At 66.3% G+C, this 19,112-nt stretch carries 17 protein-coding genes and 1 pseudogene; 10 read left to right on the top strand and 8 right to left on the bottom strand.

The features are described from left to right. Positions 1–140 precede the first annotated feature (140 nt). The 4 genes from dctP to panB all read right to left on the bottom strand — a co-directional run bounded on the left by dctP (position 141) and on the right by panB (position 4,026). Positions 141–1,223, bottom strand: a complete 1,083-nt coding sequence (gene dctP, locus ACUVYZ_RS11070; RefSeq protein WP_439934513.1) for a TRAP transporter substrate-binding protein DctP — start codon at positions 1,221–1,223, stop codon at positions 141–143. A gap of 34 nt (positions 1,224–1,257) precedes the next feature. Then, positions 1,258–2,097, bottom strand: a complete 840-nt coding sequence (locus ACUVYZ_RS11075; protein ID WP_439934514.1) for a sterol desaturase family protein — start codon at positions 2,095–2,097, stop codon at positions 1,258–1,260. Between the two features lie 163 nt (positions 2,098–2,260). Next, complete coding sequence (locus ACUVYZ_RS11080; RefSeq protein ID WP_439934515.1) at positions 2,261–3,049, bottom strand: GntR family transcriptional regulator; 789 nt, start codon at positions 3,047–3,049, stop codon at positions 2,261–2,263. Positions 3,050–3,159: 110 nt separating this feature from the next. Next, the gene (panB, locus tag ACUVYZ_RS11085; RefSeq protein WP_439934516.1) at positions 3,160–4,026 is read right to left on the bottom strand and encodes a 3-methyl-2-oxobutanoate hydroxymethyltransferase; all 867 of its coding nucleotides are present in this window, start codon (positions 4,024–4,026) and stop codon (positions 3,160–3,162) included. 262 nt (positions 4,027–4,288) lie between these two features. On the opposite strand from panB, the gene ACUVYZ_RS11090 reads away from it, so the two are divergent. The 4 genes from ACUVYZ_RS11090 (at position 4,289) to ACUVYZ_RS11105 (ending at position 8,015) form a co-directional block, all read left to right on the top strand. Continuing rightward, positions 4,289–5,269: a 2-hydroxyacid dehydrogenase gene (locus tag ACUVYZ_RS11090; RefSeq protein ID WP_439934517.1), complete on the top strand. Its 981-nt coding sequence runs from the start codon at positions 4,289–4,291 to the stop codon at positions 5,267–5,269. 93 nt (positions 5,270–5,362) lie between these two features. Further along, positions 5,363–6,328 carry an AEC family transporter gene (locus ACUVYZ_RS11095; RefSeq protein ID WP_439934518.1) on the top strand — a complete coding sequence of 322 codons (966 nt, stop codon included), beginning with the start codon at positions 5,363–5,365 and terminating at the stop codon, positions 6,326–6,328. Positions 6,329–6,621: 293 nt separating this feature from the next. Then, positions 6,622–7,593: a TerC family protein gene (locus ACUVYZ_RS11100; protein WP_439934519.1), complete on the top strand. Its 972-nt coding sequence runs from the start codon at positions 6,622–6,624 to the stop codon at positions 7,591–7,593. 92 nt (positions 7,594–7,685) lie between these two features. After that, positions 7,686–8,015: a hypothetical protein gene (locus ACUVYZ_RS11105; protein WP_439934520.1), complete on the top strand. Its 330-nt coding sequence runs from the start codon at positions 7,686–7,688 to the stop codon at positions 8,013–8,015. On the opposite strand, the gene ACUVYZ_RS11110 is transcribed toward ACUVYZ_RS11105, so the two are convergent. Continuing rightward, entirely contained in the window at positions 7,916–8,686 is a 771-nt protein-coding gene (locus ACUVYZ_RS11110; protein ID WP_439934521.1) for an SIR2 family NAD-dependent protein deacylase, read from the bottom strand. The two genes, ACUVYZ_RS11105 and ACUVYZ_RS11110, sit on opposite strands and share 100 nt — an antisense overlap. A 132-nt stretch (positions 8,687–8,818) precedes the next feature. On the opposite strand from ACUVYZ_RS11110, the gene hrpA reads away from it, so the two are divergent. Further along, positions 8,819–12,640, top strand: coding sequence for an ATP-dependent RNA helicase HrpA (hrpA, locus tag ACUVYZ_RS11115; protein WP_439934592.1), 3,822 nt, complete (start codon positions 8,819–8,821; stop codon positions 12,638–12,640). 160 nt (positions 12,641–12,800) lie between these two features. Next, a complete protein-coding gene (locus ACUVYZ_RS11120) occupies positions 12,801–13,247 on the top strand; it encodes a hypothetical protein (RefSeq protein ID WP_439934522.1) in 447 nt (148 codons plus the stop codon). A 115-nt stretch (positions 13,248–13,362) separates the two neighbouring features. On the opposite strand, the pseudogene ACUVYZ_RS11125 reads toward ACUVYZ_RS11120, so the two are convergent. The 3 genes and pseudogenes from ACUVYZ_RS11125 to thiI form a co-directional block, all read right to left on the bottom strand. Beyond that, positions 13,363–13,569: pseudogene (locus ACUVYZ_RS11125) on the bottom strand (DM13 domain-containing protein); the annotation flags it as partial. Between the two features lie 12 nt (positions 13,570–13,581). Beyond that, entirely contained in the window at positions 13,582–13,845 is a 264-nt protein-coding gene (locus ACUVYZ_RS11130; RefSeq protein ID WP_439934523.1) for a hypothetical protein, read from the bottom strand. A 4-nt stretch (positions 13,846–13,849) separates the two neighbouring features. Then, positions 13,850–15,160, bottom strand: coding sequence for a tRNA uracil 4-sulfurtransferase ThiI (gene thiI / locus ACUVYZ_RS11135; protein WP_439934524.1), 1,311 nt, complete (start codon positions 15,158–15,160; stop codon positions 13,850–13,852). A gap of 321 nt (positions 15,161–15,481) precedes the next feature. Here thiI and ACUVYZ_RS11140 point away from each other — a divergent pair, with 321 nt between their 5' ends. The 4 genes from ACUVYZ_RS11140 to ACUVYZ_RS11155 all read left to right on the top strand — a co-directional run bounded on the left by ACUVYZ_RS11140 (position 15,482) and on the right by ACUVYZ_RS11155 (position 19,108). Further along, positions 15,482–15,814 carry a hypothetical protein gene (locus tag ACUVYZ_RS11140; RefSeq protein WP_439934525.1) on the top strand — a complete coding sequence of 111 codons (333 nt, stop codon included), beginning with the start codon at positions 15,482–15,484 and terminating at the stop codon, positions 15,812–15,814. Between the two features lie 19 nt (positions 15,815–15,833). Continuing rightward, positions 15,834–16,121, top strand: a complete 288-nt coding sequence (locus tag ACUVYZ_RS11145; RefSeq protein ID WP_439934526.1) for a hypothetical protein — start codon at positions 15,834–15,836, stop codon at positions 16,119–16,121. Between the two features lie 686 nt (positions 16,122–16,807). After that, complete coding sequence (locus ACUVYZ_RS11150; protein WP_439934527.1) at positions 16,808–17,380, top strand: ANTAR domain-containing response regulator; 573 nt, start codon at positions 16,808–16,810, stop codon at positions 17,378–17,380. 303 nt (positions 17,381–17,683) lie between these two features. After that, the gene (locus tag ACUVYZ_RS11155) at positions 17,684–19,108 is read left to right on the top strand and encodes a CmpA/NrtA family ABC transporter substrate-binding protein (RefSeq protein WP_439934528.1); all 1,425 of its coding nucleotides are present in this window, start codon (positions 17,684–17,686) and stop codon (positions 19,106–19,108) included. Positions 19,109–19,112 lie beyond the last annotated feature (4 nt).

The following is a 19,112-nucleotide window of genomic DNA, read 5'->3' on the forward strand; positions in this document are numbered from 1 at the left end:
GCGGTCAAGGAATCTGAGCAGGGGGATCATGGCGGTCGAGGGTTGGCAAAACGCGCACTCCGGCGGTCCGGCACCGGCCGCGGACGGTCTCGGCACCCGGCCAGCGAAAGCGCCGCGCGCCCTCGCCGGCTGGGTAATAGTTACGCCTGCTTCACCTTGACGTTACGGTATCGAGGCGCGTCCTTCCACAGCGCTTCGAACTCGCGCTGGCTTTTGTAGACTTTCTCGAACCAGGGATTGCCGGCTTTGGTTTTGTCCGCCCAAGCGAAGCCCCGCTCCCGGGCGGCGTACTGCACCTCCTCGTCCAGCTCGACGATCTCGTTGCCAGCTTTACGGTAGAACTCGAGCGCTTTGGCGTCTTCGTGACCGATGCGGGTAAAGGTCTCGAAAGTGACCAGCTTGGCGGTGAGCTCGATCAGCTTCTGGTCGCCGGCCGAGAGCTTGCCCCACACGTCCTTGTTGATACAGAGCTCGAAGGGGGCCGTGGGCTGGTGCACGCCCGGGATGATCAGGTACTTGGCCACCTTGTAGAAGCCTGGGGTGATGTTCTCCCAGAGGGTACCCCACTCGGTGGCATCGATCACTCCCCGCTCCAGTGCCGGGTAGATCTCGCCTCCAGGTGTGGTCACCGGGGAGGCGCCCAGCTCCTTGGCCATCTCGATCCAGGCGCCGGCGGTGCGCAGCTTCAGGCCCTTCAGGTCCGCCAGGGTCCTGACCGGCTTGCGCGAATGGAGGAAGACCTCGGCGGTACGAATGAAGAGCGGCATCGAGACGATGCCGAATTTCTCTTCCCGGAACTGGCGTTGCATCTCGGCGCCGCCGGCCTCGTACAGCCAATGCAGCATGTACTCGGAGTTGAAGCTGCCGGCATAGCCGCCGAAGAGCACGGTGGTCGGATCCGCACCCCAGTCGTAGCCCATCCAGGTGTGGCCCATCTCGGCGATGCCGTTCTTGACCGTCTCCGAGACCTTGAGCGCGTTGCCCAAAGCGCCGCCCGGAAACACTTGCACCCTCATTCGTCCTCCGGACAGAAACTCGAGCCGCTCCGCAAAGGCCTTGGCCCCGATGTCCATCAATGGCCCGCCGGCCCACCCGGTAGCCATCTTCCAGTTGTAGCTGGGCCCCTTCTGCTGGGCTGCTGCCTCGCGCGCAAGCGACGCGGTGGCGGCCAGGACGCCCGCCGCGCCGAGACCTCTCAAAGTATTTCTGCGACTCTGTCGCATGTGCCCCTCCTCCTATGGCAAGTGGTCGAACGAATCAGGCGGGCTGCCGGGCGGACACGGCTTCCGCTCGTGCTTCCCGCGGGGACTCTTCCTGGTTGACCCAGCGATCCATCTTGGTCTTCACCTCGGGCTTGACGTACTTCATGCTATAGCCGTTGAAGAGGTGGCCCAGCAGGCCTCGGTCGAGATCGCTGGTCCCCATCAGCCAGTCGGCGATGGGGAAAGTAAGGTTCATGTTGATGTCCATCATGATGCCCTTGTTGTGATGCACCGTATGGTGGCGCCGGATAGTGTTGATGAAGGGCATGTGGCGCACGAACCAGTTGTCGTGCACGTGGCAGCAGTAGTGGAACGTTTCGTAGATCAGGTACTGGCCGATGATGGTGATCATCAGGATGTAGCCGGCGTTGGGGTTGATCAGCCACCCGAGCAAGAAGGCGAACGGCGTGCCGAGCGCCATGAAGGTGAAGAGCGCCCGCCAGGGAAAGAAGATGATGCGCCACTCGCGGGTGGAGTCCACCGTCATCTCGTTGTCGGTGAAGTACTGGTGATGCTCCCGGGTGTGGCGCTGGTAGATGGCGCGCAGGGCGAATACGTCCACCAGGCGGTGCATCACGTTCTTGTGAATCCACCACTCGAACAGGTTAGAAAACAAAAAAATGGGGATCACCAGGAGCCACTCCCAGGTGGCGTTTTCCAGACGGGAGATGCACCACCAAATGGCGGCGGCGCCCACCACGTAGATCACGCCGATGTGGAAAGGCCCGTTATACAGCGGGTGGATCTTGGACTTGTATTGCTCGCGGAACTGGCGTTGGCGCTCGTTCATGGCGTGGCGCTCGACCAGCATGGGCTCGGACGCGATGGATTTCATGGTTGCCTCCTTAGACTCTACCGGATCTTCTACCGGTCCAATATAAGTGATATCGGTAATGTCTATATCGTCTATCACTGATATATGAGTGATATATGAGTATACGGGAACGAGAACGCTTGTCAAGACCCAAAAAGGCGGTGCCATCCCGCCGCGCCGCGAATCAGACGTCGGTGCTGACGGTGGCGCGGGTGAATTCTTCCACGTAGTCGATGAGACGGTCGCAGGCCTCCGCGGCGGCCTTTTCGTCGCCGCTGGCGATGGCGCGCGCTTCGTCGGCGTGCAACTTGGCGGCGCGGGGCATGTCCGCCACCTGCTTGTAGTGGATGTACCAGAAGCGCCGCGACAGAGAGTGCACGAGACCCATGGCGTTGGCGGCGAATTCGTTGCGCGCCGCCACCAGGCACAGCTCGTTGAACTCCCGGTCGACTCGCATGAAGGTGGTGTCGTCGTTGGTGCGCGCGGCCTGCTCGAAGCTGTCCGCGAGCTCATGGAAGCGCTGGCGTTCCTCGGGCGTCGCCCGACGCGCGGCGCTGCGGGCGACGAGCCGCTCCACCTCGCGCCGCAGTTCCAGCAGGCGCAACTGGCTCTTCACGTTGACTTCCGAGACCATGATGCCGCGCCGGGGGAGAATGGTCACCAAACGCTCCCGGGCGAGCCGCTGCAGGGCTTCACGAATGGGAGTGCGGCCGATGCCCAGTTGCCTGCTCAGGACGCTTTCGGAGACCGCGGCGCCGGGGGGGAGCTTCAGGGTGACGATCAGCTCCTCCAGATCCCGGTAAGCCCGGTCGGTCAAGCTCTCGCCGGACTGATCGGCGCGCCGGCGGGGGCGCGAGCGCGGGACCTGGGCGGCACGGCGCGGGACGGCGCTCCGGGCCCCGGTGCCCTTGACGCCGTTACGAGGCAAGGCGCGCCTCCTCGAAGCCCTGGTCAAGCTCGGCCGGCGGCTCATCGGATGCTGTCTGCTCGGGTGCCATCGTCGTTCTTCGTGGTTCGTGGCAAGGCGCGGAAAGTATATCCCAGCGCTCGGCTCCGGGCCTTGAGAGAGAAACGCGGGGCCGGTCAGATCTGCCGCCGGTGCTCGACCATGGCGAGAAAGCGCTCGTACTCCCGCTCGTCGACTCCGTAACTGTGCTCCTCGTCCGGGAAGACGCCGCCCTTGACCTCGTCCACGTAGCGCCGGATGCCCGCCACCGCCACCTCGGTTAGGTTGGCGTAACGTTTAGTGAACTTGGGCTTGAAATCGGTGAATACGCCAAGCAGGTCGTAGCACAGCAGGATCTGGCCGTCGGTGCCGGCGCCCGCGCCGATGCCGATGGTGGGGATCTCCAGTTGCTCCGAGATCACCTTGGCGATCTTCGCCGGCACCGCCTCGAACTCCAGCATGAAGCAGCCCGCGTCCTGGATCGCCAGGGCGTCTTCCAGGATCTTCATGGCCGCTTCCGCCGTGCGCCCCTGGACCTTGAAGCCGCCGAACATGGCGATGGTGTGGGGCGTCAAGCCGATATGGGAAGCGCAGGGGATGCCGGCGTCCACGATGGCCTTGAGGATGTGGGCCTGGGATTTGCCGCCCTGGGGCTTGACCGCGTCGCACATTCCTTCCTGCATGAAGCGGACGGCGTTGGCGAGGGCCCGGTCCACGGTGTTGTAGCTCTGGTACGGCATGCAACCCAGGACGAAGGTGTTGGGGGCGCCTCGCCGCACCGCCGCCGAGTGCATGATCATCATGTCCATGGTGGCCGGGATAGTGCTCGTGTGGCCGTGGGCCACCATGGCCAGGCTGTCGCCCACCACCGCCACGTCCACCCCGGCCATTTCCGCCCAGCGCGCCGAGGTGTAGTCGGGCACCGACATGTAGACCATCTTCTCCCCGGTCTTCTTGGAATCGCGGATCTCGGTGATGGTGCGCTTGGCCCGTTTTTCCTGCATCGGTCTGCCCTCCTTCCTCGTGCACCTGATATATTACTGCCATACCAGTTGCCGGGCAACGCCTCGGAGGCGCCCTGGGGGCAGGGCTAGGCGTCCAGGGAGCGCCGCCTGGGCCTCTGCGCCCGGAGCTTTTCCGGGGAGGGCACCCGCGCTGGCGGGCTTCCGGGGCGGGCGGGACGGTATAATGGCGTCGCGCCGTGCACGGGCGGACTGAGCCCGCGTGCGGGAATGCCCGACTTTTCCGCCCTCAGAACCATCGACCATGAAGCCTAAAGTCCTCGTCACTCGGGAAATCTTCGACGAAGTCCTCGATTTTCTGCGGCAGCACTTCGAGGTGAGCGACAACCAGGGCGACGCCGTGTGGGGTCCCGAGGACCTGGCGCAACGCCTGGCGGACAAGGACGGCGCGATGGTCTCCATCGTGGACCGGATCGACGCCGCGCTTCTCGACAAGGCGCCCAGGCTCAAGGCGGTGGCCAACATCGCCGTAGGCTACAACAACATCGACGTGGCGGAATGCACGCGCCGGGGTATCCTGGTTACCAACACGCCCGGGGTCCTGGATGAAGCCACCGCCGACTTCACCTGGGCCCTCCTCCTCGGGGCGGCCAGGCGCCTAACCGAGGCGGAGGCCTACCTGCGCGACGGCCGGTGGAAGCGCTGGGAGTTGAAGCAACTCCTGGGGGCCGACGTGCACGGGGCCACCCTCGGCATCATCGGCATGGGACGCATCGGCCAGGCGGTGGCCCGGCGCGCCCTCGGATTCGACATGCAGGTGCTCTACTGGAACCGCCACCGGATCGCGCCGGATGTGGAGCGCCGCTGCAGCGCCACCTTCGTATCCAAGGAGGAGCTCCTCGCCCGCTCGGACTTCGTGACCCTGCACTGTCCTTACACGCCCGAGACCCACCACCTGATCGGCGCCGCCGAGTTCAAGAAGATGAAGCGTACTGCCATCCTCATTAACGCCGCCCGAGGCGGGGTGGTGGACGACGCGGCGCTGGCGGAGGCCCTGCGGAACGGCACCATCGCCGCTGCTGGGCTCGACGTGTACGAAAACGAGCCGAATCTCCACCCCGAGTTCCTCCGGCTCAAGAACGTGGTGCTGGCGCCCCACATCGCCAGCGCGACCCGCTCCACCCGTTTCAACATGGCCAAAAAGGCCGCTGAAAACCTGGTGGCGGCCTTGACCCGGGGCGATCCTCCCGATCTGGTCAACCCGGAGGCGAAGGGCAAAAGATAGGCGGCGAAGGCCGGGACGCTGCCCACAGAAGAAGGGCAGGCCCGCGCGCCTGCGCTTCCCGCCAGCTTGCGCCCCACCGGGATTTGAGGACCGATGGACCGCTACTCCCAGCTCGTCGGCCTGATGGTGCAGGTGATGCTGCCCCTGTCCCTGCTGGTGGTGGCAGGGGCGCTCTGGCCCCTTGTCTTCCGCGACGCGCCTCTCGCCCCCCTGCGCAGCCAGCTCAACCGGCTGGTGATGTACGTCTTCTACCCGGCCATCATCTTCTCCGTCTCCGCCACCACGCCCATCACCGGCGACCTGCTGCGGGTGCCCCTGCTGGTGGGCATCGGCTCCCTGGCCTCCGGGGTCGTGCTGTACTGGATCCTCTATCGTTCTCCGATCGGCCGCCCTCTCAACGACACGACCCGGGCGGTGCTGATGGTGGGCGGCATGTTCGGCAACACCTTCAACATCGGGGTGCCGGTGCTGCAGTTCTTCTACGGGCCAGAGGCGCTGCGCTACGCGGTGTTCAACGACATGCTGATGACCATCCCGGTGGTGTGGAGCGTGGGGGTGTGGATCTGCACCCGCCTGGGGTCCCACCGGGGCAATGCCGCCGACCAGCCCTCGGTGTGGCGCGTCGTCGCCACCATGCCCCCCATCTGGGCCTTCGTGCTGGGTATCGGGCTCCAGTCCCTGGGCTGGGTCTACGAGCCCCTGGTCAACGCCACCCGCTTCATCGGCCAGGCCACCATCCCGGTGATCCTTTTCGTGCTCGGGCTCACGGTGCCGTGGCGCGCCCTGATCCCGAAGGGGGAGATCCTGGCGGTGGCCGCGGTCAAGCTTCTGGTGGTGCCGGCGCTGGTGTGGGTGGCCGCCCGCCTTCTGTTCGCCCCCATGGGGGAGCCCGAGTACGCGGCGGTGGTGGAAGGGACCACGCCCACCATGATGACGGCCCTGCTGCTGGCCGACCGCTTCCGCCTAGACCACGAAGCGGCGGCGCTCCTCATCGGCTGGAGCACCGTGGCCTTCTGGCTGACCCTGCCCCTGTGCCTTGCCCTTGGGTTTATCCAGTGACGCGCGCGGACGCCGGAACTTTTTTGCCGACCGCCCGCCAAACTCGGTAGAATTCGCACCGGCGCGCTTAAGCCGCGCCAGCCCCAAAGGGGAGTAGCTCGACGGAGCCCGTCTCAATGGGCTCTCGCGGCGGGATCGTCAATCCGGGCACCGCCCCGGTCCTGCCGGCAACCTGCGGTTGCAAGCGAGACCTTTGCCAGCGCCGGCAAAGGTCTTTTTTATTTTCAGGCCAGGCCGATGGCTGGCGGTTCGGGGACGGGGCACCCCGCCAACGAGCTGCAAAGGAGATAGTCATGCCAGAGACCATCGGTACCCCCTGGATGTGGGCGGCCTTCGCCGTCTTCGTCGTGGCCGCCCTCGCCGCGGACATCCTGCTCCTGGAACGCAAGGGCTCCCGGCGCGTCCCGCTGCGGGAGGCAGCCTGGTGGTCCGCCCTGTGGGTCGCCCTTTCCCTCGCCTTCGCCGGCCTGCTGTGGTGGTACCTGGACCTCCAGCACGGCCGCAGCCTGGCCAATCTCAAGGTGACCGAGTTCCTGACCGGCTATCTGGTGGAGAAGTCGCTGGCGGTGGACAACATCTTCGTGTTCCTGATGCTGTTCAGCTACTTCGCCGTGCCCCTCAAATACCAGCGCCGGGTCCTGATTTACGGGATCGTGGGCGCCATCGTGCTGCGCGCGGCCATGATTCTGGGCGGCGCCTGGCTCATCGCCCGCTTTCACTGGGTGCTGTATCTGTTCGGCGCGTTTCTCCTGGCGACCGGCGTCAAGATGTGGGTGTTCGCCGACGCCAAGCCGGACCTGGAGCGCAACCCGATGCTGCGCTGGCTGCGCGGTCATCTGCGGATCACCCCGGAATTCCACGAAGAGCGGTTTTTCGTGACCCGGAACGGGGTGCGATGGGCCACGCCCCTGTTCGTGGTCATGGTCATGGTGGGCGTGACCGACGTGGTCTTCGCCGTGGACAGCATCCCGGCGATCTTCGCCATCACCCTGGATCCATTCATCGTGCTGACTTCCAACGTGTTCGCCATCCTGGGGCTGAGGGCGATGTACTTTCTGCTGGCGGGGTTCGCCGGGCGCTTCCATCTCCTGAGCTACGGGCTGGCGTTGATCCTGATGTTCATCGGCGTGAAGATGCTGATCGCCGACTTCTACAAGATCCCCGTGTTCGTGTCGCTCGCCGTGGTGGCGGCGATCCTGGCCGCGTCCGTGGTCTTGAGCATGGTGTACAGGCCGGCCGCCGAAGGATCGCAAAAAGCGGGCTGAGAGGACAGGGAGGAGATTGCCGTCACGGTGTTGCTCTTTCTGATTGATGGCATCGCGGTCGCCCCACGGCGCTCGCCTTCGACATCCCGGCGATGATCGCAGTGGCGGTGGCCTGCCTGCCGATCTTTTTCACCGGCCACTTGATCGTCCGCTGGGAAGGGGCCTTGTTCCTGCTCTACTACGCCGCCTACACCGCTCACCTGATCCTCAAGGCCACGGAACACGACGCGCTGCCGGCGTTCGGCAGCGTGATGCTGCTGTTCGTACTGCCGCTGACCGGGATGACGCTGCTCGCGCTGGCGGTGCGCGTATGGCGCGCGGCTCAATCGAGGGCCGCGCCCGCACCCGATCGACCGGCTTCGGACCGAAGGGCGGCGAGCAGGGCCGGGAGCACCACACCCGACGGTCCGCGCAGGGAGTAGGTGGCGCGAGGGGTGAGGGGCGTTTCGGAGGGGTTGATTTCCACCACGACCGCGCCCGCTCCTAGGGCCATTTCCGGCAAGGCGGCCGCGGGGTAGACGAGACTCGAAGTGCCGATGCTGAGAAAGACGTCGCAACGGGCGGCGGCGTCCATGGCCGCCGCGAGCGCCCTCTCGGGCAGCATCTCCCCGAACCAGACCACGTCCGGCCTGAGCCGGCCGCCGCAGGCCGGGCAGCGGGGCGGGATCTCCCCCGTTTCCGCCCAGGCCTCCGCGGGGCGGCCGCAGGCGAAACACTTGCTGCGGGTGATGTCGCCGTGGAGTTCTAGCATCCGGCGGCTGCCCGCGCGCCGGTGCAGCCCATCCACGTTCTGGGTGATGAGGGTGAATTCGGGAAACCGGCGTTCCATCTCGGCGAGGGCGTAGTGACCAGGGTTGGGCTCGACCCCCGCCACCTTCTCTCGGCGCCAGGCGTACCACTCCCACACGAGCCGGGGATTGCGCTGGAAGGCTTCCGGCGTGGCCAGCTCGTGGGGATCGTACTGGGCCCAGAGTCCCGTTTGGGCGTCCCGGAACGTGGGGACGCCCGATTCGGCGGAGACGCCGGCACCGGTGAGGGCCGCAACGCGCCGGGCCCGAGGGAGGACCTGGATGAGGGATGCTGGAATGTCCATGGCTGAAAGCGCCCGGAAAAGGTCATTGTAAAATAAAAAATTTGCTTTCAGCTTCGCTTTCCCATGGTTGTGCCTGCCGCCTTGCGCGGCCGTCCCCTGCTGGAGCGCCTCTCGGCCCGACTGGCCGAGACCATGGCGCGCGACCGCCCGACCCTGGCGGCGGAGATCGCGCGCCTGGGCGCTCGGGGGAGCGACCCGGCTCGGCTGCGGATGCTGGAAGCCAGGCTGGAAGCCTCCGCCGCCCGTTTTCAGGAGCGACTGGCGCGGCTGCCCGTGCCCACGTTTCCCCCGGAGCTGCCGGTTTCCCAGAAGCGGGAGGAAATCGCCGCCGCCATCGCGGCCCACCCGGTGGTGATCGTCTGCGGGGAGACGGGCTCGGGGAAAACGACCCAGCTTCCCAAGCTCTGCCTGGAATTGAAACGGGGTGTCGCGGGGTTGATCGGCCATACCCAGCCGCGGCGCATCGCCGCTCGCACGGTGGCCGCCCGCATCGCCCGGGAGTTGGCCACACCCCTGGGCCAGGCGGTGGGCTACCAGGTGCGTTTCTCCGACAAGGTGTCGGAGACGACCTGCATCAAGCTCATGACCGACGGCATCCTGCTGGCCGAGACCCAGAGCGATCCGCTGCTTGCGGCCTACGACACCCTCATCATCGACGAGGCCCACGAGCGCAGCCTCAACATCGATTTCCTGCTGGGCTACGTGAAGCAGCTCCTGCCCGAGCGCCCCGATCTCAAAGTCATCATCACCTCCGCCACCCTCGATGCCGAGCGCTTTGCCCGGCATTTCGGCGGTGCCCCGGTGGTGGAGGTCTCCGGCCGGCTCTATCCGGTGGAGATCCGCTATCGTCCCTGGGCCGAGCCGGAGCGGGACGAGGAGCGGGATTTGACTGGCGCCATCCTCGACGCGGTGGACGAGGCCCATCGCACCGGGCCCGGAGACATCCTGGTGTTTCTCCCGGGGGAGCGGGAGATCCGGGAGACCTCCGAGGCGTTGCGCAAGCACCATCCGGCGGGGACGGAAATCCTGCCCCTCTATGCCCGGCTTTCCGCCGCCGAGCAGGAACGGGTGTTCGAGCCCTCCCGGGGACGGCGCATCGTGCTCGCCACCAACGTGGCCGAGACCTCCCTCACCGTGCCGGGCATCCGCTACGTCATCGATCCGGGCTACGCCCGCGTCAATCGCTACAGCTACCGCAACAAGGTTGAGCAACTTGTCACCGAGAAGATCTCCCAGGCCTCCGCCAACCAGCGGGCGGGCCGCTGCGGGCGGGTGGCGAGCGGGGTGGCGATCCGCCTGTACTCGGAGGAGGACTTCAACGCCCGGCCCCGTTTCACCGACCCGGAGATCCTGCGCTCGTCCCTCGCCTCCGTCATCCTGCGCATGCAGGCGTTGAACCTGGGCGAAGTGGAGTGCTTTCCCTTCGTGGACCCGCCGGCGCCCAAGGCTATCGCCGACGGCTATCAGCTCCTCGCCGAGCTGGGCGCCATGGACGAGAACCGCCGCATTACCAAGATTGGCCGGGAGCTGGCGCGGCTCCCCATCGACCCGCGCATCGGGCGCATGATCCTCGCGGCCCGCGACGAGCATTGCTTGAACGAGGTACTCGTCATCGCCTCCGCCCTGTCGGTGCAGGACCCGCGGGAGCGGCCGCTGGAGAAGCAGCAGGCGGCGGGGGAGGCCCACGCCGAGTTCGCCGACGAGCGCTCCGATTTCCTGTCGTACCTTAAGCTCTGGAAATTTTTCGACGAAGCGCTCAAGCACAAGAAATCCAACCGCAAGCTGCGGGAAGAAATCCATGGGCGCTTCCTTTCCTACCTGCGGCTGCGGGAATGGCGCGACATCCACGGCCAGCTCCATGCCCTGGTGACCGAGATGGGCATGCGGCCGAACGAAGCCCCGGCCACTTACGAGCAGATCCACCGGGCCCTGCTGGCGGGGCTTCTCGGCAACGTCGGAATGAAGGGGGAGGGGCCGGGGGAGTACCAGGGTGCCCGGGGCATCAAGTTCCTGATCCACCCGGGCTCCGGCTTGCGGCGGAAAGCGCCCAAGTGGATCGTCGCCGCGGAACTCGTGGAAACTACCCGCCTCTACGCCCGGTGCGTGGCCGCCATCGAGCCGGAGTGGATCGAGCAAGCGGGCGCCCATTTGGTCAAGCGCAGCTACTTCGAGCCCCGCTGGGAGAAGAGCGGCGCCCAGGTGGTCGCCTGGGAGCAGGTGTCCCTCCACGGCCTCGTGGTGGTGCCGCGCCGCCGGGTCCACTACGGCCCCATCGATCCGAAGGCGTCCCGGGAGATCTTCATCCGCCGCGGCCTGGTAGCCGGCGAGTTCGACACCCGGGGCGAGTTTTTCCGGCACAACGAAAGGCTGCGGGAAGAAATCGAAGCGCTGGAGCACAAGTCCCGGCGCCAGGACGTGCTGGTGGACGAAGAGCGCATGTTCGCCTTCTACGACGTCCGCATTCCGCCCGGCGTGTACAACGGCCACTCTTTCGAGCGCTGGCGCAAAGAGGCGGAAGCGAAGAATCCCCGGCTCCTGTTCATGGCCCGCGAGGATCTCATGCGGCATGAAGCGGAAGACATCACCGAGGACCTCTACCCGGAGCGGCTGGACGTGAACGGGGTGGAACTCGGGCTTTCCTATCGCTTCGAGCCCGGCCATCCCCTGGACGGGGTCACCGCCACCGTGCCCCTCCCCTTGCTCAATCAGCTCCCCGCCGCCCCCTTCGAGTGGCTGGTACCGGGCATGCTGCGGGAGAAGTTGAACGCCCTGATCCGCGGGCTTCCCAAGTCCTTGCGCCGGGCCTTCGTGCCGCTCCCGGAATCCGTCACCGAGGCCCTGACGGCCCTGGACCGGTTCTCGAAGGCAACGCCCTTGACGGAAGCCCTGAGCCGCGTGTTGACCCGGATGCGCGGCGTGGAGGTGCCCCCGGACGTGCTGCGGGCGGTGGCGCTTCCGGCCCATCTCCACATGAACTTCCGGGTGGTGGACGAAAAAGGGGCGGAGCTCGCCATGGGGCGGGACCTGAACGCGCTGCGCCGGGCGCTGGGGGAGCGGGCCCAGGCCGCGTTCGCCCCCGAGGGCGCCTGGGAACGCCCGGGGCTCGAGCGCTGGGGCGACCTGGAGCTGCCGGAAGCGGTGGAATTCCGTCGCGGCGGGCATGTCCTCATAGGTTACCCGGCCCTGGTGGACGAGGGAGAGTCGGTGCGGCTTACCCTGTTGGAGACCGCGGAAAAAGCGGCGGCGGCATCTCGCGCGGGGATCAACCGCCTGTTCCGCTTGGAGCTCAAAGAGCCGTTGAAGCAGATGGAGCGGAGGCTACGGGACGCACCCCAGCTCGCCATGCTCTACGCCCCTTACGGGGACGGGGAAGCGCTCAAGGAGGAGCTCGTCTCGGCGATCGCCGACCGGGCGGTATGGAGCGACGAATCCCCGATCCGGACCCGCCGCGATTACGAGGCCCGGGCCAAGCAGGTGCGGGCCAAGCTCCCGGTGGTGGGAGAAGAGTACATCCGGCTTCTCACCCAGATCCTGACCGAAGCCCAGGCGGCGAGAAAACTGCTGGCGAGTCCCGCCGCGCGGGCGTGGAAACACGTAGCGCCGGATGTGACCTGGCAACTGGACTCCCTGGTCCGCCGGGGCTTCCTCGCTGCCACGCCGTACCCGCGCCTCGCGGAATACCCGCGTTACCTCAAGGCCGTGCAGCGGCGGCTGGAAAAGCTGCGGGACTTCGGCGAGCGAGATGCCAGGTGGACGAGGGAAATCCAACGCCTGGCGAGCGAATGGCAGCAACGCCTGGAGCGCAGCCGCAAGACCGGCGCCCCCGACCCCCGGCTGGAGGAATTCCGCTGGATGCTGGAAGAACTGCGAGTGTCGCTCTTCGCCCAGGAGTTGAAGACCCCTTATCCCGTGTCGGTGAAGCGGCTCGAGAAGTTTCTCGCGGGTTTGCGCTGAGGAGCCGGCGTCGGCTGGGGCGAACGCTGGTACCATAGGGCCGCTGGAGGAAAGGCCCATGGAGATTCGGAATCGACCGGAGGCGGGCGAGGGCGACGGCGAGCGGATCGCCCGGGCGCGCCGCAAGGCTTGAGCCGGCCAAAAGAGGGGAGGATCGCCGATGGAGAGCGAGACCGAGCGCGACTGGCAGAGCTACCGCTTGCTCATGGATCTCTGGGCACGGGAAAACGTGATCAAGACCCAAAAGCTGCAGGTCCTGCTGCTGGCCAACGCCTTGCTGGCGATCGGGGTGGAGCTGGCGTTCGCCACGGATGCCCAGTCCTGGCCTATCTTCATCTACCTGGCCGGCTTCGTCGTCTCCCTGGTGTGGGTCTTCTCTATCGGCCGCACCGTCCTTTTCCAGGACGTGTGGGGCGCGAAGCTCGACGACCTGGCGGCCCGCTACCCGGGGGACGCTCGGTTTCACCTGCACGAAGGCGGTGCGGCCCTGGCGCGCGCCAAGCTCATCCACCGGGTCGCCGGTGCCGTGCCGTCGAAGTATTACCTGATCGGCGCGCCGGCGCTCTTTACCCTGTTTTGGCTGTACGTGCTACTGGGGCAGTTCTGAGGGCAAACGCCGCGCTGAACGGGGCGAGGCTCTGCCCCGGAGAGAAGGCAGCCCCGCGGGACGCAACGGTCAGTCGAAGTCAAGGATTTCTCCCAGCCAGGACTTGCGCCGCCGGCTAGAACGGATCGAGGGGTGCCGGCGAGATGAGCACGCCGAACTGCTCGCACCAGATCACCATGCTCTCGTAATTGGAAAGGTCCATGCCTTCCGGAATCGGGTAGTTCTGGCTACCCTTGAATACCTTGAGCCGTCCGAGATCCACGTACATGGTTCTGGCCGCGTCGGTGTCGGGCATCACGTTCTTCTCGGGCACCAGGTAGACGTGAAACTTCGGTCACGGGCCCACTTCGAAATTGCTTTCCAGGTGCACCAGGTCCCGATACACCGTCACCCGCCCCTTGCCGTAATGGATCGGATCTGAGGGATTGGCGTGGATGAAGGTTCCCCTTGCCACCACCTGGCGGCCGACGGGGTTGTTCACCTGTTCCGTCGCGACGATGTCGGCGAGGAAGATGTACGGATAGGCGAAAATGCCGGCGGCAAAGCCTGCGATGGCGCCGAGCAGGCCGCCGATGATCAACACCAGAAACGTTTTCATGGCGTCACTCCTCGAGGGCGGGGCCAGCCTGATGGGCCGGGTTCCGGTCGGCACCTGCCATCCCGGTTGCCGAGAGGCCCACAGGCTCTTGGATCCGCTCCCCGCAGTCGAAGGTGAAGCAGATCGCTTCCGTCAGGGTCTGCTCCACCAGGACGCCGTAGTCGGGGAAGAGTTCGGACTCCAGAGCGCTCACCTCTTCGTGCCGCGAGGCGGTCCGCGGCTGGGGAGAGAGGAGGGAGCAGCAGTCCTTGTACGGCCGGATGGAGGTCTCGTAGGTCCCGATCGCGCGGGCGAGGTCGATGATCTCCCGCTTGTCGTAGGCGAGGAGAGGCCTGAGGATCGGCAGCTCCACCGCCGCCGACATGGTGACCATGTTCTTGAGGGTTTGGGAGGCTACCTGGCCCAGGCTGTCCCCCGCCACCAGGGCCGGCGCGCCGAGGCGCCGGGCGAGCCGCTCGGCCACGCGGGCGGCGAAGCGGCGAAACAGCACTTGCTCGTAGGCGCTGCGGCGCTGGAGCAGCCCGATGTCGAAGCGGGCCGAAGGCACGACAAACAAGCGTGAGCGCAGCGTGTAGCGGGACAGCAGCCGCGCCAGCTCCGCTACCGGGCTCGCCGCCACGCTTTCCTGGTCGATGCGGGTCGCCGCCACGTGCAGGAAATCCACCCGGCAGCCCCGCTTCGCCATGAGGTAGGCTGCCACCGGAGAGTCGATCCCGCCGGAGAGGAGGGCCAACACCCGCCCGCTCGCGCCCACCGGCAGCCCGCCGATGCCTTCCACCCGGTCGGTGAAGAGGTAGGCGGCCTCCCGGGCGATGTGCACGCCGAAAACCCGATCAGGGGATTCCAGGTTCACCTTGGACCAGCCGGAGCCCGCGATGATCGCCGCGCCGAAGCGCCGGGCGAGCTCGCTGGAGTTGAGAGGAAAGCGCTTGTCGGAGCGCTTCACCCGGACCTTGAACGTCGGCTCGGGGGCCTTCGCCCGGGCGAGGGCGACCAGGGCCGCTTCGAGGCGCTGGACGTCCGTTTCGCTCCAGCCTGCGGCCGGCCGGGGAAAGGAATAGGCGGGAGCGAACCAGGCGATGCCCGGCACCTGGGCGACGGCGGTCACCAGCCGCTCCAGCTCGGCGCCGGGCGGGATCTCCACGTACAGGCCGTCGTGGGTCAAGCGCGCCCGGGCCGCCGCGCCCGCCCGGCGCAGCCGGTGCTCAATGTTCTGGCGCAGCAACTCGGCGAAGCGGGGCCGGTTCTGGCCCTTGATGCCGATTTCGGCGTAGTGCACCAGCAGCCGGTCGGGCGTGCCGAGCACGGGGCTCACGCTCAGCGCTTCCGGAGTCCCGGGCGCGGGGGGATGAACAGCGTGGATTTCGGCGCCCATGGATCGGAGATCTCGCTTCCTATTCGAACCTAGCAGGCATCGGGTGGGCCGGGAGGCGACAAACGCCGCGCCGGCTCTCGAAAGTTCGCGGCAGGCGGCGTTGCTCGTGCTCCGGTCCCACGGCGCGCAAGGTCGTTATTCTAAGCGCGCCGTGGGCCGCCGGGAAGGACGGCGGTGGAGCGGCTCCCCGGTGTTCTGGCGCTCGCGCATCGGTTAGCATTCTTCCATTGTGTTAGCCCGAGATGGCATCGAGAGGAGCCCATGGCCATTGAGCTCATGCCGATCCTGAAGTCCATCGGACCGCTCGTGTCCGTCGCCGAACGCATCGTCTCCTCGTGGATGACGGCCCGCAGCACCGGGCGGGAGCGGGACTTGAGCGCCCGGCTCGAGGCGCTGGAGCGCCATTTCACCGACCAGGCGAGGCTTACCGCCGAGCTTGCCGAGCAGATCCAGCGCCTGGCCCAGGCGCTGGAGAAGCAGGTCAACGCCAACGAAAGTCTGGAGCGGGCCTTGCGCGCTTCCCGCATGGCTGCGGGCGCCGCCCTGGGATTGGCGGCGGTGGCCCTGGCGGCAGCACTGGGGGCCGCGGGATAGATCTACCCGGAGAAGCCCCATGGGCATGCGCGACGCCTACCTGCGCTCGATCGGTTCCCGCCTGCGGGCCTGGGAAGCCGAGATCGATCGCCTCGAGCGCCGGGCCGCGCAACTTTCCGAAAGCGGCAGGCTGCGGGCCGACGAGCGGGTGCTCGCCCTGCGGCGCCAGGCCCGGGAGCTCGAGCGCCTGGTGCGGCGGCTTCCGGAAGCCCGGGACGCCGTCTTCGAAGACCTGAAGCACGAGGTCGAGCGTGCGGCCCGCAGGCTCCGCGATGCCGTGGAGGCCGCCAGGACCGAGTTCCTCTGAGTCGGCGTTCCGCGGCGGCAGCCGGCCCATGGCGTTGCGTATGGGCCTGCCTCACCATGCGCATCCCGTAGACATAGGCGACGGGATGCGCGAACGATAACGGATGTATTCCCAGGAGGGAGGCCTCGGGCATGGTCATCGCCACAAGCATGAGACCGAGGAGCGTCACCAGCATCGCCCTCTGCATGATGTTGGCCACGAATGTCGCGGCGTGCTCCAGATTGGCGCGCGGGTACGCGATGCGCTTCGCTGCGCTCCACGCACCCTGTTCGATGTTGGGATAGGTTCTGGTGTCGTGTCCTGCAAGTTGCTTGTCGTGACGGGGCACTGACGTCTCGACTTGGTGCATCGTCAAAGCGCACCGCACCACGGCGGGGCGGCGATGCCTCTGTCTTCGCCCACGGGCTGATTCTCCGGTCGCTTCGTATTCCGATTGAAATCAAGGCGCTCCTCCCGCCGCGTTGCGGGTGGCACAGACGTTGCGTTTGGGTTTTGGAAGCGAGCAGCGGCGGTGCGAGCCCGCGAGCCGTTGCGTGCCGCTGCCGCTGTGGAGCGGCGCCGAACGATTGTGACCAGCAGGGGTCCCGCGTGGACAACGAAGTCCTTCCTGACTGGCAGGCGGGGTGGATTTTTTTTATCGGTTGGAGCCGGACTTGGCGGCGCTGCTCGGAAACAACGGAGCTTCCATGCGCGTGATTCTGGTGGACGATACGGCCAGGGATGTGGGCCTGCTCAAGGAAGCCCTGACCGCGGTAGGGTGCGAGGTGGCAGCTCAGGCGCGCTCGGCTTTCGAGCTCCACGAGCTGGTCCTGAAACTCAAGCCCGATGTGGTCATCGTCGACGCCGAGTCCCCGAGCCGCGACGTGCTGGAGCAGCTCTGCGCCGTGACCCGTGCGACGCCGCGGCCCATCGTCCTGTTCACTGCCGACCGGAGCGCGCAGACCATCGAGGCGGCCATTCGGGCGGGCGTTTCGGCTTACGTGGTGGACGGCATCGACCCCGCGCGCATCGACAGTATTCTACGCGTGGCGATCGCGCGCTTCGAGGCGGACCAGGCGCTCAGACGGGCGCTGGCGGAAGCGCAAACGCGGCTCGACGAGCGCAAGGTGGTCGAGCGCGCCAAGGGCGTCATCATGAAGGCGCGTGGCGTCGATGAGGAGGAGGCGTACCGCCTCCTGCGCAAGATGGCCATGGACAGGAAGATGCGGCTGGCGGACGTGGCGCGGGATGTGATCGATTTCATGAAGCGATTGGGCTGATTTGGTGCAGCGGCGCACCGCGATGGTGCGGGCGGCATGGCGGGCACGGCCGGCGATGGCGGGATCGGCCTGCAACACCTTGGCACGTCTGGAAAAATGCGGGATGCGGGGAGCTGGCATGCTCCCTGCATGAAAGGCCTTCGGGCAAGCGTTCCAGCGTCGGAGCGCAGCCGCTGGGCGGAGCGCGGGAAAGACCGGCCCGGCGGAAGGACAAAGGCGTCCTGAATTGTGGAGCAAACCGCAATGTCAGGGCGCTTTCTTTTTTTGTGTTGTCTTTTGGGTGACCTGTTTCGAGGAGACGAAATGACCGAAAGCACGCATTGCAACGGCCATCCGGGGCCTGTCAACCCGGAGCGGCGCCGCGTGATCAAGCTGGCCGGCGTGGCGGCCGGCGCCTCCATCCTGTCGCTGGTGCCGCCCGCCATCCGCTCGGCCGCGTGGGCGGCAGGCTCCGAAGGTCTGGAGAAGACCAAGCTCATGCTCGGCATCATTCCCCTCACCGACTGCGCGCCCATCGTGGTGGCATTCGAGAAGGGCTACTTCAAGAAGTACGGCCTCGACGTCACGGTGTCGAAGGAGGCTTCCTGGGCCAACATCCGGGACAAAGTGGCGATCGGCGCGCTGGATGGCGCCCACATGCTGGCTGGGATGCCGATCGCCGCCTCCCTCGGAATCGGCGCCACGCCCAAGCCCACCATCACCGCCTTCAGCATGGATCTCAACGGAAACGCCATTACCGTCTCCAACGAGCTCTACGAGCGGATGGTGGAAGCCGATCCGGCGGCGATGAGCGAGCGCCCCTTGAGTGCTCGGGCGCTCAAGAAAGTGATCGACGCGGACAAGGCCGCGGGAAAGCCGCCCATGACCTTCGCCATGGTTTTCCCGGTGTCGACCCACAACTACGAAATCCGCTATTGGATGGCTTCCGCGGGCATCGATCCCGACAACGACGTGCGGCTGATCGTCATTCCGCCCCCGCAGATGGTGGCCAACTTGAACGCCAAGAACATCGTCGGCTATTGCGTCGGCGAGCCGTGGAACTCGCGAGCGGTGGAAATGGGCATCGGCCGCGTGCTTGTCACCAACTACGAGATCTGGAACAACAACCCGGAGAAAGTGTTCGGCGTGAACCTGGAGTGGGCGGAGAAGCACCCCAACACCCATAAGGCAGCCATCAAGGCGCTGATCGAGGCGGCCCAGTGGATGGACAAGCCGGAAAACCGCATGGAGGTCGTGAAAATCATCTCCCAGAAGGCCTACGTGAACGCGCCGGAGGACGTGGTGAAGATGTCCATGACCGGCACCTTCCGCTACGCGAAGGAGGAACAGCCCCGGCCGCTCCCGGACTTCAACGTCTTCTACCGCTACGCGGCCACGTTTCCCTGGCAGTCCCACGCGGCGTGGTTTCTCACCCAGATGTTGCGCTGGGGCCAGATTGAAACGCCCATCGACATCAAGAAAACGGCCGCTTCCGTGTATCGGGCGGACCTTTACCGGCAAGCGGCCAAGGAGCTGGGCGTTCCCTATCCCACCATCGACCACAAGCCGGAAGGTGTCCACCAAGGCAAGTGGACGCTGACCCAGGCCACCCAGCCCATCGAGATGGGCCCGGACTTGTTCTTCGATGGCATGCGCTATGACCCGAGCAAGCTCATGCAGTACTTGGCCGGGTTCAAGATCAAGAACATGAAGGCGGCGATGTCTGATCTGGCGAAACTGAATGCGTAGCCGC

The sequence above is a fragment of the Pelomicrobium sp. P1 genome, assembly GCF_052805615.1.